Consider the following 15,380-nt stretch of genomic DNA (forward strand, 5'->3'; position numbering starts at 1 on the left):
GCTTGTCCTCGAACCCGTGAGCCAAGTCTCGCGGTCGGGGCGGACACGGGGTCGAAGACGAGCCCGTGGCACCCGCACGCCCACGACCGGCTTGAACAGGGTCCCTCGCGGCCGGTCAGAAACCTGCGAGGCGCTCGCGGGCATCCCCGAACTCGTCGAGGTGGACTCCCATGCGATCCATGATCCCGAGGTACAAGCTGCAGAGCTTGCGGCGGTCGTCGCCCTTGCCCTTGTAGTCGAGGGCACGGCCGGTCGCGATCGTCCCGCCGAGCCCGCCGGCGAGGACGAGGGGGAGCCGGCCCGCCTCGTGCTTCGAGCCGGAGAACATGCTGTTGACGAACTGGAGGCAGGTGTTGTCGAGCACGGTCCCCTCGCCCTCGGGCATCGCGTCGAGTCGCGTGGCGAGGTAGGCGAACTGCTCGACGTAGAACCGGGTGACCCGCTCGTAGGCCTCGGATCGGTCGTCGTGCGAGGCCCCGTGGTGGGCGGCGCTGACGTTGAGGAACGGGTAGAAGAGGCCCGAGATATCCCGGCAGAGCAGGAGGGTGGAAACCCGCGTCTTGTCGGTCTGGAAGCCGAGGGCGACGAGGTCGCACATCAGCCGCATGTGCTGGCGGATGTCCTCGGGGAGGCCGTTCTCGGGGCGGGGCATCGTCAACGCCGGGCGACCCTTATCGGCCGCACGGGCGTCACCCGCTTCCTTCTCCTTGCGGATGGGGACGATCCGGCGCTCGACTTCGCGGACGCTCGTCAGGTACTCGTCGAGCTTGGCCCGGTCGCCGGCGCCGACCTTCCGGCTCAGGCCCGCGGCCTCCTCGCGGACGCGGTCGAGGATGCTCTGGTTGCGCCGGTTGCCCCGGTTTTCGAACAGGGCGTCGAAGGCCAGGGACGGATAGACTTCCATCGGAACGGGGGACGTCGCGCTCTGCCACGAGATGTGGGAGCTGTACGCCATCGAGAAGTTCGTCTCGTGGTAGCCCGTGATCGGCTGCTCGCAGCCCAGGACCATGCTCGGCTGGACGGTCTGCTCGCCCAGGTGGTTGGCAAGCACCTGGTCGATGCTGATCCCCCCCTTGAGCTCGGCCCCCTTCTGCAAGGCGGCCCCCGAGAGGATATTCCCGGTCTGGCCGGGGTGGATGCCGACGCCGTTGGCGTGCTTGTTGTAAAGCCCGTTGATGACGTTGATCTTCGCGCGGAGGGGAGCGAGCGGCTCGAGGCAACGCCCGAGCTCCATCTCGGCCCCCGACCCCTTGGCCCACCAATGCTCGGGATTCACGCCGCATCCCATGAACAGTGCGGCATAGCGCTTGGGGAACGCCAACGCCGCGCCACTGGTCGAGGCCGACGCGCCGAAGGCGGAGAGCGACTCGAGCCAGGGGAGCCCCAGGGTCACTCCGGCGCCTCGGAGGAACGCCCGGCGAGTCGCCCCGGGACGGCCCGACTCTCGCTCAGAACCCGGCAAAGCTCCCTGAGTCATCGCGGTTTCTCCGCCTCGGCGACTTCGATACGTTTGTTTCGGAATTGGGGGCTCGTGACGACCGCCTCGACCAACGCGCCGAAGCGTCCCCCGTCGCTCTCGAGCCTCTTGCGCATGGCCTCGACCGTGGTATCGTCGGAGGGGATCAGGCTCCTCCCCAGCCCGAACGCGAGGAGCTTCCGGGCGAGGTTGTCGACGAACTCGTCGCGGCGTGTGGAGGTCAGATAGGCCCTGAGCCCTTCGACGCCGACCCCTTCGCGGCCGCCGGGGAGGCTCGCTTTGGTGTCGATCGGCCGGCCGCCCAGGTCGAGCGTCCGGGCCTCTCCCACGGGACCGTACCCTTCAAACGCCAGCCCGATCCCGTCGAACCGTTCGTGGCAGCCGGCGCAGGCCTTGTCGGCGCGGTGTCGGGCCAGGGCCTCGCGCAAGGTGAGGTCGCCGAGCGTCGACTCGTCGTCGGGCAGGTCGGGGACGTTGGGCGGCGGGGCGGGGATGTTCTCGCCGAGGAGGCGCTTGACCACCCAATACCCGCGCTTGACCGGGCTTGTCCGCAACCCTGGGGAGTTCTTCGTCAGGAAGACGGCCATCGGCAGCAAACCGCCTCGGCCGAACTGATCCGCATCATCGATGCGTACCCAGGTGTCGGGACCAGACCTTGGTACGGGCATCCCGTAGTGGCGGGCCAGGGGGGCATTGACGAACGTATGACGACCTTCGAGGAATTCGGAGACCGGGCGATCATTCCGCACGACATCGAGGAAGAACCGAATCGGTTCTTCGAGCATCGATCTTCGCAACGTGTCGTCGAACGTAGGGAACTTGCCCCGATCGACGCTGTTGTGCTCCTCGAACCGGCGGACGTCGAGCCAGTTGCCGGCGAACTCCGTCGCGAGCCCTCGCACCCTGTCGTCGCGAAGCATCCGCCGAGCTTGCCGCGCCAGCGCCTCGGGCGAGTGCAACTCGCCCGCCTTGGCACAGGCGAGTAGTTCGTCATCCGGCGGGCCCGACCAGAGGAAATAGCTCAAGCGGCTCGCGAGGTCGTAGCCCGACAAGGGGCGGACCGTCCCGACACCCTCGCCGGGCAGGTCGACCCGGAAACAGAAGTGGGGGGACATCAGGATGCCGACAACCGAGTCGCGGACCGCCTCCTCATGGCCGATCCCGTCCTGCTCGCGCAGAGCCTTGTAGAAGTCGACGATCCCCCGGCGTTCCGAGTCCGATAGGGGGCGACGGTAGGCCCGTTCGGCCAGGCGTTGAAGGGCCTCGAGTTGGCGAGGCTCGGCCTCGACGCGATCCCGCTCGACCTGCCGGATGTCCCGGGCGATGTTCGTGAAATGATCCTCGATGGCCCGCAGGGCCTCGTCGCTCGCCTTGAGCCGGCGGGCCTTCGCGAGGTAGGCCGACTCGAACCGACCCATCTTGGCCTCGGACGTCGCGTCCTTGTCCTCGGCCCTGACGAAGTCGAAGTCGGGCTCGTCCTTCAGGAATCGGGACTCGGCCCGCTCGTACCAGAGGTAGCTCGAGTACTGCCGGCTCGGGGCGTCGGTGATGAACTGGAACTCGCGCCAGAGCCGATCGAGCTCCCGCTGTCCCGACTCGTCGAGTACGAGGTCATAGAGCGGGCCATCGTCGCGGAAGTAGCCGGTCATGCTGTGGAACCCGGCGCTCAGCAGCCGCCCAGTATTGTTCTTATCTTCATCCGAATTGAGGTAGATCCGGGCCCGCTCCGAGACCAGGAAAGCATCGGGAAAGGTCCGGCAGAAGCGTTCGAAACCCGCCTCGTAATGTGCGTTCTCTTCCGAGCCCTTTGGCGGCTCGAGCGCCTGAAGTGCCGCTCCCGACAGGCCGAGCGTGTCGATCGCAATCTTCGCCGAGCCGCCGGCGTAACGCCTCCGATTCGCCGCGAGCTCGCGGTTCTTCCAGAGCACGAACGGTTGCGACCCCTCGTCGACCCCCTTGGCCGCGAGGTTCTTGACCTCCGGCACCAACGGGCGACGGAGCAGGATCACCACATCCCTCATCCGATTGCAGCCGTCCTTCGCCGCGTCGGCCTGCCCGGGTCCGGGCGTCGGCAACTCCCGCCAGAGGGCACGAAGCGCGGCGATCGGGCCGACCTCCTCGGAGCCGTCCTCGAGTGTCGACCAGATCGTCGCGAGGTATTTGCGGCTGATCCTCAACTCGTCGGCGAAGTCGTCGAGGGTGCGTCCCGGAGTCGCGAGCGCAGCCCGTTGGCGGAACCGCCAGGCCGCGAGGAAGTAGTCGGCGAGGTCGGTCCGTTGCCGCTTGTAGAAGTCGATGATGGCCTTGACGCCGTATTTGTCGCGGTCGGTGACGGCGATCATCGGGTGGGAGGCGAAGGCGAGGCCGTCCGGCTTGAGCACGAGGTGGTCGGCGACCCCGCGTGCGGCCTCGAGGTACTTCTTCACCAGGGCCGGCGACATCGCGAGCGACTCGGCCGAGTTGTCGAACCCGGCCTTGTTCGCCGGGTCGACCGGGAACGTCCGCGTCGGCCGCAGGTCCACTCCGGTCAGGTCCCGGATCGAGTTGTCATACTCGGCGTTGCTCAGCCTCCGAGGCGGCACCGGCCCCGGGTCGCCCGCGTTCCGGGCCGCCTCGAGCGCCCGGACCGCGCCGACCCAGGCGATCATCGCCTCACGGGCCTCGTCCGAGGGCTGCACCTTCGACGCCTCGGGGGGCATCGAGCCCGCGTCGAGCTGCTCCCGCACCAGCTCCCAGCGAGGCAAGTCCTTCGCGACCGACTCGGCGGTCGTGAACCCGCTCAAGTCCAGGTCGCCCTTCGGATTGTCCTTACCGTGGCACTGGAGGCAATGGGCTTCGAGGAACGGCCGGACCTCGCCTCGGAAGCGGGCCTCGACCGACGCTTCGCTCGGCATGCGAGCCGCCGGCCGGTCGTCGGCGACCGTCCGCAACCCGCCAATCCCCGCGATCAGGCTACCCGCGACCGCCCACGGCAACGTCGTCCGCATCGTTCGCCAAGTCTCCAGACACCGACTCGCTATGTGACGGCTCCACGTTTAACAATTCTCAAGCTACCCGCTTCAGACTTCCCCGACAAGCGAATTAGGGGATCAGGCCGGGCCGTTGAGGGCGTTGAGCTCCGCGAGGAGGCGTGCGCCAACTTCGGGGCGGGACATGGCGACATAGGCGATCTTGCCGCGGAGCCAGGCGGGGAAGTTCGAGTGCTGCTCGCGGTTCTGACTCTCCAGACCCTCGGTCCGGGCACGGTGAAGGATCGCCCGGAGGCGCCGGATCTCGTCGCGAGGAACACCCGGCCGATCGTTGACGACCAAGCCGGTGACGAGTTGCGCGGTGTTGCGACGGAGGACTCGGCTCTTGGGCTCGTTGACGGCGAAGCCTTCATCCTGGGCGAGGTGGCGGATCCTGGCCATGAGGTAGCCGACGCGATCCTTCATGGAATCGTCACCCGAGAACGTCAGGTCATCCGCATAGCGCGTATAGATCAGCTCGAGCTTGTTCGCGAGCCCCTGGAGGCGACGGTCGAGGCGTCGGGCGACCTGGTTCGAGAGGGCGGGGCTGGTACACGCCCCCTGCGGCAGGCCTCGGGGCCCCGTCGCGACGTGATAGGTGGCGCCGTCGTACTGGACGAGGCGGCGGGGGCACTCGGTGCAGAGCAGGGCGAGGATCGTCGCGATCGCGGGCGAATAGCCCAGGCGTTGGAAGACGCCCCGGACTCGGGCGAAGCCAATGCTGGGGAAGAACCCTTCGAGGTCCATGTTCACGACGAACGCCCGGCCGACGTGGGCCGAGGCGTTCGAGAGGATGCTCTTCCCGGCGACGAACCCGTGCGCGGCGGGCTCGACGGGGAGGGTCGAGACGATCCGCTCGAAGATCCAGCGCTGGGCTTCGGCCAGGGTCCGATGCGGGGCGCTCAGCGTCCTCGTCCCGCCGCTCTTCTTCGGGACCGAGAACTGGACGTAGTGGATCCGGGTCGCGACCTCGTTGTGATACGCGAGCCAGCGGAGCCTGGGCACCGAGAGCCCGAGCGCCTGGGCGAGCTCGGCGGGCGTGCTCAGCACGGGGAGTCCGGCGGCCTCGAGTGCGTCGACGCGACACCGGCGATCGCCCAGCCGTCCCGAGACCCCCCGACCGAGGAAGGTGATGTCGGTGGCGTGTCGGCGCGCAATCGCCTCGTCGCGGCTCCGCTTGCGCGCGGCGGCCTCTTCCTTCTTCCTCGCCTTGAGCCTGGCCTTCTCATCCGCCCGGGCCTGGACCGCGGCGGCCCCTTCGAGAGTCGCCTCGAGTTCGATCATCTGGAGCGTCGGCTGGAGCCGATCCATCTCCGAACCGACGCTGTGAATCTCGACAAGTTGCTCGGGCGTGAGCAGCCCCTGCGTCACCATCGCGCGGTCGATGAGCTTCGTCCGCTCGTCGGACGCCGGGGGGATCTGGTCCTGGCGCCCAAACCAGGGGTTATTCGCCCGCGGATTCCTCCCGCCAATCCCCTCCTTGAGCTCCGCCCGGGAGATCGGCAGGAAATCCCCCGTGTCCAACTCGGGCACTTTCCCGATCGCCGCCTGTTTCTTGACGGCCTCCGGCGCGAAGTACGGATCCTCCGACACCGCGACCTCGGGCGCCAGGATCGGCCCGCCCACCGACGGAACCTCGTCGGCGAGTTCCACCGGATCGACGCGGTTCACCACCTCCTCGAGTCGAGGAACTCCCAGGAACCAGCGCAAGACTCGTCCGAAGAAACCCATAGAGCGCCTGATCTCCTGGAGTACGCCGATTTCCCGTCAAAGCAGGAGACCGATCAGCATACAACAAAGATTTACATAAATAAAACAAATTAAATTTTCAGGCAACGATCAGTTTTTCCAATCCGCGTAAATCTGCGTCATCTGTTGATCAATCTCCCATCCGTGTTCCATCCGTGGCTGAAAGGATCCCCAAACCCTTTCAACGAGCCGTCCCTTCCTTCAAGTGCCTCGCCCTCATGTTCCTCAACCCCACCGGTCCGTGGTCGGCCTGGATCATGATCGGCCCCGTCGGCATCTCTTTCTTGAGCCGCCAGGCATTCCCGGTGGGATATTCGGCGTCGAGCCCTTCGTGGACGACCTGGCCGTTGAGGACGACCTTCTCGAACTTGGCGTTGGCGACCTTCTTGCCCGAGGCGTCGAACCGGGGGGCCCGGAACACGACGTCGAGGGTCTGCCACTCGCCGAAGGGCTTCGACGCGTTCGTCTTCGGGGCGTGGCCGTCGTCGATGTGGTGGTAGATCGGCAGGAGCTCGGCCCTGGGGTAGACCCCGCCGTTGTCGCTCCCTTTCAGATCCGGCTCCTTGACCCCGAAGCTGTCGAAGATCTGGATCTCATACAGGCCCTCGAACTTGACCCCCGAGTTCGACCCCTTGGGGATCATGAACTCGAAATGGGCCTCGACGTCGCCGAAGTCTTCCTTGCTGAAGAGGTTGATCGTCCGCCCGATCGGCCCATTGACGAGGATGCCCGAACCGGGTTCCGAGACCAAAAACCTCGGGTTCTTGGGCCCCGGCGCGACGCCCCCGACGACCTTCCAATCGCCGGCCGGGGCCTTCCAGCCGTCGAGCGTCGAGAGGTCGATCCACTCGGGTTCGGCCGAGGATCCGACGGCCGGGATCGCGCAGACGAGCAGGAACCCCAGCAGCCGTCGCGAGTTGCGAGAGAACACCGATCGCATAAATGATCACCTCTCCTGGCCCAACGCCCCAGACTCGAGCCACGCCTCACTCGATGGTAAGCCCCGACGCCGCGAATGCAATGCCTTGCCCCGCCCCGAGACGGCCGGAGTTCTCCCTGGAGGGGGTCGGCGGCTCGCGGCCACGAACGCCAAGGGCGGGCCACCGGAGTGGCCGTGCCACTTCGAGGAATCGTGCTGCTAGGCCATGGACAACGCCATCGGCCCGCCAGCCCCACGCCAGGGGCGACCGTCAGAATGCACCAAATCCCAGGAAATACAGGAATCGTAAAAACATTCTTTTATCACACAATTAATTCTTCAAAACTATAAATATAAACAATTCATAATCTCTATTTCCGAGACTTCATTTGCCCAGAAACTGAATGCCCTCGCCCTGGCTTGACGCCCTCCAGCCTGCTTCGTAGACTTGTTTTTGCGACAAACAGGTTTGCAACCCTTCGGGACCGGAGGCTGGTTTCATGATTGAAGAATCGAGTGAGGCGCCGATGCCCGCTGAGATGCGGGCGTTCAACGAAGCGAATCGGGCCACGTGGCAGGCCGTCCGGATGCGCGAGGCGTCACGCGCACTCGTCACGGGCCATCTCGCGCTCTTCGTTTGTTTGTCTGGAACGACTTTGGTCGTGACACACCGCCTCGGGACGAATGCGCCTTTCGTCGCGGCCGGTTTGCTTTTCGGCTATCTCGGGTGCCTGTTCTGGGCGCTCCGGCGCATCAGGGGGCCACGCCTCAAGAGCCTCGTCAAGGTGACCGATCGTGGCGACGAGCTGATCCTCAAAGTCGCCGCCAACCCCCTCAAGGCCGCCCTCTACATCTTTGGGATCATGACGTGGCAAGCGCTATGCCGCATCGCATGGCCGATATCATACGAGCACATGTCAAAAACTTCCATCCTCGCGAGCCTGGCGATTTTCCCGCTGATGGGCATCGGCTATTTCGTCCACCGCGTCGTGAGGTACGCATTCTGGGAGGATTGCCTCTTCGCGATGTGCATCGCGCTGGCATACATGCCGATTTTCCTCCCGCCCGGGCCGGTCACAGGATTGAGCTTCCTGTCCTTGGCCTTTGTGATCGTTGGCACAGCTTCGCTGTATCATCGCTGGGAAGTTTGGTCGGGTTCGCTGGGCGAGTCGGCGAGCGAGCGGACAGGCGAGGAGGTGGCGTCGTGACCGAGCCTGAATCGCCGCTCCTGCTCGATCCGGTCATCCACGAACCCGCGAGGCTGACGATCATGTCTGTGCTCAGCGAATGCGCCTCGGCCAGCTTCAACTTCGTGCTCGGCACCACCGGGCTGACGCGAGGGAATCTCTCAACCCACGCGAGCAAGCTGATCGCGGCCGGATACGTCGAGGAAGCGAAACGGATCGTCGATCGCAAGCCACTGACCGAGTATCGACTCACCGAAGCCGGCCGAACGGCCTTCCACCAATATCGAACCAATTGGTTGCGACTGACATCCAGCAAGAACGGCCGAAACCGGTAGGCCGGCGAAGCCCGTTTGAGAGGTTGTCCCTCCGCCGAGGCGAATGGACGAAGTCCCGCCCCTTCTTGCTCGAGATTCAGATCCGCTTTTATACTTATATCCACATCATAATCGTGCTTCCCGAAGAACGGGGTCGAAAACCCGGGGCATGAGTCCATCCCATCGAGGTCGGTCGCCGCGAAAATCGGGTAGGTCGAGCCCCCCAAGTCCGCGGGACACGCACCTCGAGCGGGCGTGTCGCTCAGCGCCGTTCCACTAGACTCGGGAGGACGCGCAAGGCGTTCTCGAACAAGCTCGGGTCGGCGGTGGCCTGGGCCTCGGCGATCGCCCGGGCGAACGGGGCGGGGACGGGGACGCGACGGCCGGGAGGGAGGGTCGACATCGCGAACGACCAGGACAGGGCGATGGGCCCCAGCCACTTGGTGGCCCTGGCGTCGAGGGCGACGTTGAAGGTCACGTCCTGGGGCAGCTCGACGACCTGGGTGGGGACCATGCGTTTGCCGGCGGGCAAGGTCCAGGTGTACGTCGTCAGGGAGCCGGTCCGAGGGTCGACGAGCATCGCGTAGTAGACGTCGACCGGCTGATGCTTGCCGGCGACGACCATGGTTGCCGTGGCCTTGAGCAAAGCAAACGTCGTCGTGCTCGCGACGAGCCTCCCCTGGTCGACTTCGGCCTCGGCCTTCTTCAGCACGACTTTGTCGACCATACCGAGCGTGTCGAGGGCCTCCGGAGGGCCGTCCGGCGTCACGACGAGCTCGCGACGCCCCACGGGCACGGCGTTCCCGATCCCGACTTTGGAAAGCTCGTACGCCCCGCCCCTCGCAACGACATCGGCGACGATGACGGTCCGAAAGAGGCTCGCCGTGGTCGACGCCGAGCGGGGCAGGCTCGAGAGGTCCCCCGACGCGAGCCGCGGGACCGAGCGGATGATCCGATGGCTCCACCCCACCGGAGGCCCATCCTTGACCGAGCCCCCCGGCACCAGGCGGACGAGTCGAGGCCCGGCAGCGGCGTTGGTGCTGGGCTGCTGGGCCTCGCACGGGGCCGGAGTACCGACCAGGGCCGCCGCGAACAGGATAAGCCAGGGGCTTTGCGGGCGTTCCGATGATCGTTCGGCGCACATCGCCTCGCCCTCCGTCGCGAGTCTGGCTCCTCCTAAGGCTCGGTATCTTATTCCGTTTGCGTTTTTCCGCGAGTCCAGATTTCCCCACTTTACCCAGCGCGATTGTCGAACGAGCGACGTCGACACCCCTCAACGCGAAGTGCTAACGGCCGAGGCCTCATCGAGGAGCTCCTGAGTCGCGGCGACCTCGCGAGCCAGGCCGGAGACCAGGTCGGGCGTCTCTGCTCCGGGGAGGACGTTCCAGGTGTAGGTCTCCACCTCGACGTCCGGGGCATAACCCAGCCGAGCCACGGCCTCCAGGGCGGGCAGGATCGCGGGGCGCGTAGTGCCGAGGGGGCCGAGACGCTCGACGTCGACTGGCACGTGGAAGTGGATCCGCCAAGATTCGGCGGCCAGGAGGTCGGGGCCCGGGTTCGCCAGCGTCTCGGCCGAGAGGTCGGAGACACCCGCCTTGCGGCCGTCCGGCAGGCGTCCGAAGACCTGGTGCAAGTATCGAGGCTCGACGTAGTTCCGGAGGGCGGCGATCCCTTCGGGGTTCTCCGCGGGCCGTTCGAGCTCGATCGCGCAACTGACCTGCACCTTCACGACCCGCACCCCGGCCCGATCGAGTTCCTCGACCGAGGTGGCGGGATCCTCGAACTCGACCGCCTGGTGGCAGACGTCGTAGCAAACGCCGATATGCTCACGGACCGCGGCCTCGGCCTTGTGCCCGGCGGCGACGCCCCAGAGGAGTTGGAAGAAGCCGATCGCCTCGTCGGTCGTCTCGATCAGGCAGAACGGCTCGGGCTCGATGGCCAGGCGGATGGTGCGGCCGGTCTCGACGGCCAGGCGCGAGTACGCGAGCGCACAGGCCACGAATTGCTCCGCCGCCGCCTCAAGAGAGGCGAGCGGGATGGCCCGCTTGAACCCGATCGGCAGCGTTGAGATCGAGCCCTCTTCTCCCTCGGGCAACAACCCCGAGAGGATCCGGGCGCAACGCTCCGTGTATGCCGACCGCTCGGGAGTGGTCCAGTCGGGGAGGTAGACCTGCTCCTTGACGCGATTGGCGTGGAAGTCGCCGTAGGGGAAGGCGTTCAGGGAGTAGGTTGTGAGCGACCGCGACGCCAGTTCCTCGGCCAGCCGGCGGATCCCGTCGGGGGCGGCGAGGACCTCATCGACCACCGATTGCGCGAGCCAGAGCCCGGCGGCCAGGGGCCGGCCGACCTGTTGACCAATAGGAACGGTGTAGCGATCGAGGCCGGTCAAGAGCTCCGCCAGGGATTGTGCGGGATGCACGTTGGTGCAATATCCGAGCGGCCGACGGCTGACTGACATATCCAATCGTCCTTGCCTGGCTCCGCGATAGGGGCGTTCGGGCGCCAGGCCGTCGGCTCCTCGTTTGTCAATTCTCAAACATAAGCCGACCGACCGAGGATAGCAAGCCGACGTGCGGTCGACTCGACCAACGCATATTTCAAATCATCGTTCATTTACTCCCCTCCGCCTGGGGCCTTTCGCTTCGATGTCTTGGGGGAGTCGATTTGGCGCCCTTCTGCTCCTTCTCGAGGCGCTCGACCCTTCGACGGCCCGGTCGAGGTCACGGGTGGGTTGACTTGCCTCGATCCGGAGGCGTTCGGCCTCGAACTTGCCTAACTCGTCTTGGGCGTGCTCCTCGGCGAGTGTCTGGGTGACCTTGCTGTCGTGGGTAGCGCTGCGACAGCCAAACCGTGCCGTCCTGCACCCGCACCGAGAGCCGTACCTGGCCGTCTTCGCTAGGGTCGCGTCCCCGCGGTGATAAGGTCTCGACTCACTCGTCCCAGGCGGCGTGGAAGTTGAATCGGTCGTTTGGTGCGGCGTCTCCATCCGTCGTCAGGACCCATGATTCGCCGCCAATTTCGATGCCGTCGACCCATTTGAAGTCCAGCACGATGCGATTACGGCCGACCGCTCCCAACACCGATCGCGGCACGGCGAGTTCCAACTCGCTTCCGGAGAAGGCGACGGCCGCCGGGGTCTCCGTTGCTTCGCGGGAGCCATCAGATTTGAGACGTTCGATCGTGGCCATGCCTTCGGCCGGCTTCTCGCGGTTGACGACGAGGTCGTAGCCGAGCCAGCCGGTGCGGGCGTCGGCGTCGACGTCGATCAGCAGGGTCATCCAGCGTTCGGCCGGGGACGTCAGGGGCTCGCGGGTCTTGATGTAGAAGTCGACGAACTCGCCCCCGGGCGCGACCTTGGCCGTCATCAGGTCGTTGCGACCGGTTCCATTGACAAACTCGGGTTCACCCTGCCAGCCGGGGTGTCGCCGACGCGCGGGGTCGCCCAGGGTGTCGCGGAACTCGGGCGCCGCGGCCCTCCAGTCGTCGAACGAGCCGTCGACGCGGACCTTCATCTTGGCGACGTCGATCGGCTGGCGGACGCCCTTGTAGCGGCGGATTTCCGAGGCCAACTGATAGTAGTACGCGTCGCCGAAGCCCCCCTTCATGGGCTCGATGTCTCGGCTGTATTCGGGCGAATACTGATCGACGAAGAACGTGCCGCCCGGCTTCACCGGCACGCCCCCCATCGCCGCCGGGCCTTCGGTATGGATGAACCTCTGGGCGACCCATTCGTTCCAACCGGTAACGAACACGAACGGCGGGTCGACCTCGCGGGCCCGCTTCCATTGCTCGGCGAAGAAGAGGCCCTGCTCGGGGCGCTGCTCTTCGGGCTTCGGCTCGCGGCCGTCGTGGAAGCTGCGACCGATGTCGCTGATCGGATGCTCGGCCGTGGCGACGGTGATTTGCTCGGGCTTGTCGGGCGATGCGTGCCAGCCGGGGGTTTGGGGCGTGTGGTCGAGCCAGGGCCAGCGGTCGCGGCCGTCGCCGAACCAGGCTTGCCCCTTCGTCCAGGCCCAGGAGTGACGGATGGTGAAGAAACCCTTGATCTCGTCGCTCAATCGATCCGGCGGGGTCAGGATCAACGGCTTGCCGTCCCAGAGGAACCAGTGGTCGCGCCCCTTGCCCGGCTTGTAGAAGGTCTCATAAAGATGCGTGACCGTTCTCACGTGGACGGAGTTCGCCAGGAAGGCGATGCGAGGTGTCCTTTGGCCGGACGCCTTCACGTCGTCGAGAACCTTGAGGATCGCGTCCCGGACCGAGTCGTAGGTCAGGGCGTTGGTGACGTCGAAGAACCAAACGTCCACGCCGGCGTCCGTGAGCATCTGGACATGCTTACGGATGACGTACGGATCATCGTCGCGATAATAGCCGAACAGGGGTTGTCCCCAGTGGTGGAACGCACCGACGGGGCCGAATTTCGGGTCTTCCGGGCCTCCCGCCAGGATCTTCGAGAGGTCGTAGACCGGGTTCTGCCCCTCGCTCCAGAGGAAGTAGAAGATCCCGACCGTCTTGTTTGCCCGAGGCGGCCCAACCTCGTCGAACCCCGGCGTCCTCCGGCCGAGTCCGTCGGTCGCGATCCAGGAGTCGGACATCACATCCCAGCGCGGCTCGTCGGCCGATGCACCTGTTGCAGTTGAAACAGCGAAGACGATCGTTGCGAACAGGAGGCCAGTTCGTAGGTGGGACTTCATGGAGGACTTCCTAGGCCCCTGGGCAGGGCTGGGTGAGTTCGGATGAGAAGTTCGCGTGCGAGCCCTTCGGCGTTTCAACTCGGCGTCTTGGTCGTATCCTCGACTTGGGAGTTCGTATCGACGACTTCCGGGCCTTTCTAACCCCGGCATTGTCGCCTCACGAGGGGGATTGGGCTTCGGCGAGTTAACCGCTCGAGAGGAAGTGGAGGCCGCCCCGTTTCGAACTGATCACGCCCCAGATCTATCATCTCACGAAACAATATATAATTTTTCGTACTAAAAAATATAAATACATTATTTATTTTTGTCGAAACAATACCAAGGAGCGGATTCCAAACCGGGAACGAATTCTCTCCGCTCGTGGACAATACATCTGTTTTCAAGATCGGTTCACGAAAAGACTCCGGCCCGAATCCCCAATTTACCATTCAATAACAATCAATATTTCAAAATCAAATCATCAAGATCAAATTCATCAACCTCGGCCGTTAGGCCGATCGTCTGAAGTTTGATGAAGTGAAGGCGGAAGGTAGGATCGACCGGGCGATAGACGGCCCGGCGGCCGTTGACGAAGACTTCGAGGAACCCGCCGAGCCTGAGAAATCGGACTGAATTCTTGCGACGACCATCGGCGATGACCTGTCTGTCGGGTAGATAGATCATCGGTTCGGCATCGGCATTCGCGATCGCGAAGCCGCTGGGAACCTCTATTTCGACCTGGGAGAGCCGCGTCGGGATCGTAATCTTGGGGTCGTCGGTCGAGACGACCCCGGTGAGCTGGAGCCGGGCGAGCTTGACGAAGTTGGAGCGATGATCGTCGGTCGGCTTCAGGGTCAGCGCGAGTTGGAAGTCGAAATCGGCCAGACCAGGACGGTGAACGATTTCGAGGTAAACGAAGTGGTCGGTCGGCGTGGATAAACTGACGAACTCGCCGCGCGTCAAGCGATCGAGGAATTCGTTCTCGGAATGCCCGTCGGCGCCGAAGCAGTCCCCTCTGGCGTCCTGTGGGTGGAAAGCGGCAAGCCGAACGCTGGGCGCGGGGAGGTCGCGTTCTTTCTGCGGCAAGGCTTGACGAATGGCGATCAGCGCGTCCGCGGTGGCGGTGACCCCCGCCAGCATCCTGGGATTCTCGGACGCAAGCGTCTTGATCCGCCCCCACTCGCCGTTGGCGAGGAACACGCGGTAGGCGAGCAACGGATCGAGCGGTTCGGACCCTTTCGCATCCGTGGCACGTTGCCAAAAGTCGAGCGCATCCGCCGCGCGCCCCTGCGCCAAAGCAATCTCGGAGCCGGAGGCCTCAACGAGGCGGTTCCGAGGGTAGCCTGCCTTGAGGGCGCGGCTCCAGGCGGTCTCGGCGAAGTCGGGGGCGGTGGTCGCGGTGGTTAGGGCGATGAAGACATCCAGGTCATAGGCGGCATTCCGATTCTTGCTCCGGAGATGGACCAGCTCGGGTCGCCGGACGATCGAGAAGGCGGTTTGCAGCGAGGTCGTCAGGCGAAGCTCCCGGGTACGGTCTTGCGCCGATGAGTAGACGCGGAGGCGGACCGATTCGGGTTTCTCTGCGTCGATCTGGCGTCCCCAGAGGTTCTTGCCGTCTGCAGCGACCACGATGTCGTCGCGCCCTACGCCGCGTGCTTCTAGCGGGGTCGGCGCGAGCACCCCGCTCACTTTTAGTCCGTGATCGGGAGTTTTCGTCGCGGCTTCACGGACGCCCTTCTTCAGGGCGTCGGCATGTGGGGCGGCCAGGCGGGCGTATTCCGCGTCGTCGATGAGCTTGCGGAACTCGGGGGTACCGGCACCGGCCAGCGTCGCAATCATTGCCGCGACGACGAAACCGCGGATCCATTTGGAATGTTGCCCGATTCGCGTGTTCATGGGTCGGAGATTCGCTCCGGCGTAGGTCCGCAACGGCGACAACCCAAGGCGCCGTACTTGTGGAGGTCGGGGTAGGGGTAGTGGCGGTCCCGAACGCTTGCATGATAACCTATGCTACGGTCAGATGCGACGAGTCCTTGCGGAGGACCTCGTGAATTGC

Annotated in this window: 10 protein-coding genes; 2 read left to right on the plus strand and 8 right to left on the minus strand. The window is 65.1% G+C overall.

The genetic code is table 11. The features are described 5' to 3' along the window. Positions 1–115: 115 nt before the first annotated feature. The 4 genes from ACYOEI_RS30810 to ACYOEI_RS30825 all read right to left on the minus strand — a co-directional run bounded on the left by ACYOEI_RS30810 (position 116) and on the right by ACYOEI_RS30825 (position 7,174). Positions 116–1,477, minus strand: a complete 1,362-nt coding sequence (locus tag ACYOEI_RS30810) for a DUF1552 domain-containing protein (RefSeq protein WP_462853561.1) — start codon at positions 1,475–1,477, stop codon at positions 116–118. Then, positions 1,474–4,464, minus strand: a complete 2,991-nt coding sequence (locus ACYOEI_RS30815) for a DUF1592 domain-containing protein (protein ID WP_462853563.1) — start codon at positions 4,462–4,464, stop codon at positions 1,474–1,476. The genes ACYOEI_RS30810 and ACYOEI_RS30815 overlap by 4 nt, the downstream gene beginning before the upstream one ends. Positions 4,465–4,566: 102 nt before the next feature. After that, complete coding sequence (locus tag ACYOEI_RS30820; RefSeq protein WP_462853564.1) at positions 4,567–6,216, minus strand: reverse transcriptase family protein; 1,650 nt, start codon at positions 6,214–6,216, stop codon at positions 4,567–4,569. Positions 6,217–6,415: 199 nt separating this feature from the next. After that, positions 6,416–7,174 (minus strand): 3-keto-disaccharide hydrolase, encoded by a 759-nt coding sequence (locus ACYOEI_RS30825; RefSeq protein WP_462853566.1) that lies wholly within the window; start codon positions 7,172–7,174, stop codon positions 6,416–6,418. Between the two features lie 479 nt (positions 7,175–7,653). Between ACYOEI_RS30825 and ACYOEI_RS30830 the strand changes: the two genes are divergently transcribed. Beyond that, positions 7,654–8,361 (plus strand): hypothetical protein, encoded by a 708-nt coding sequence (locus ACYOEI_RS30830; protein WP_462853567.1) that lies wholly within the window; start codon positions 7,654–7,656, stop codon positions 8,359–8,361. Next, a complete protein-coding gene (locus tag ACYOEI_RS30835) occupies positions 8,358–8,675 on the plus strand; it encodes a transcriptional regulator (protein ID WP_462853569.1) in 318 nt (105 codons plus the stop codon). Before ACYOEI_RS30830 ends, ACYOEI_RS30835 begins: the two co-directional genes overlap by 4 nt. A 241-nt stretch (positions 8,676–8,916) precedes the next feature. Here the strand turns inward: ACYOEI_RS30835 and ACYOEI_RS30840 are convergent, their stop codons facing one another. The 4 genes from ACYOEI_RS30840 to ACYOEI_RS30855 all read right to left on the minus strand — a co-directional run bounded on the left by ACYOEI_RS30840 (position 8,917) and on the right by ACYOEI_RS30855 (position 15,220). Then, positions 8,917–9,798: a hypothetical protein gene (locus tag ACYOEI_RS30840; RefSeq protein ID WP_462853571.1), complete on the minus strand. Its 882-nt coding sequence runs from the start codon at positions 9,796–9,798 to the stop codon at positions 8,917–8,919. 129 nt (positions 9,799–9,927) lie between these two features. After that, a complete protein-coding gene (gene eboE, locus ACYOEI_RS30845) occupies positions 9,928–11,112 on the minus strand; it encodes a metabolite traffic protein EboE (RefSeq protein WP_462853572.1) in 1,185 nt (394 codons plus the stop codon). Positions 11,113–11,584: 472 nt separating this feature from the next. Beyond that, positions 11,585–13,345 carry a glycoside hydrolase family 71/99 protein gene (locus ACYOEI_RS30850; protein WP_462853574.1) on the minus strand — a complete coding sequence of 587 codons (1,761 nt, stop codon included), beginning with the start codon at positions 13,343–13,345 and terminating at the stop codon, positions 11,585–11,587. 438 nt (positions 13,346–13,783) lie between these two features. Continuing rightward, on the minus strand, positions 13,784–15,220 hold the full coding sequence (locus ACYOEI_RS30855) for a hypothetical protein (RefSeq protein WP_462853576.1): 1,437 nt from the start codon (positions 15,218–15,220) through the stop codon (positions 13,784–13,786). Between the last annotated feature and the right edge of the window lie 160 nt (positions 15,221–15,380).

Source organism: Singulisphaera rosea (genome assembly GCF_054877945.1).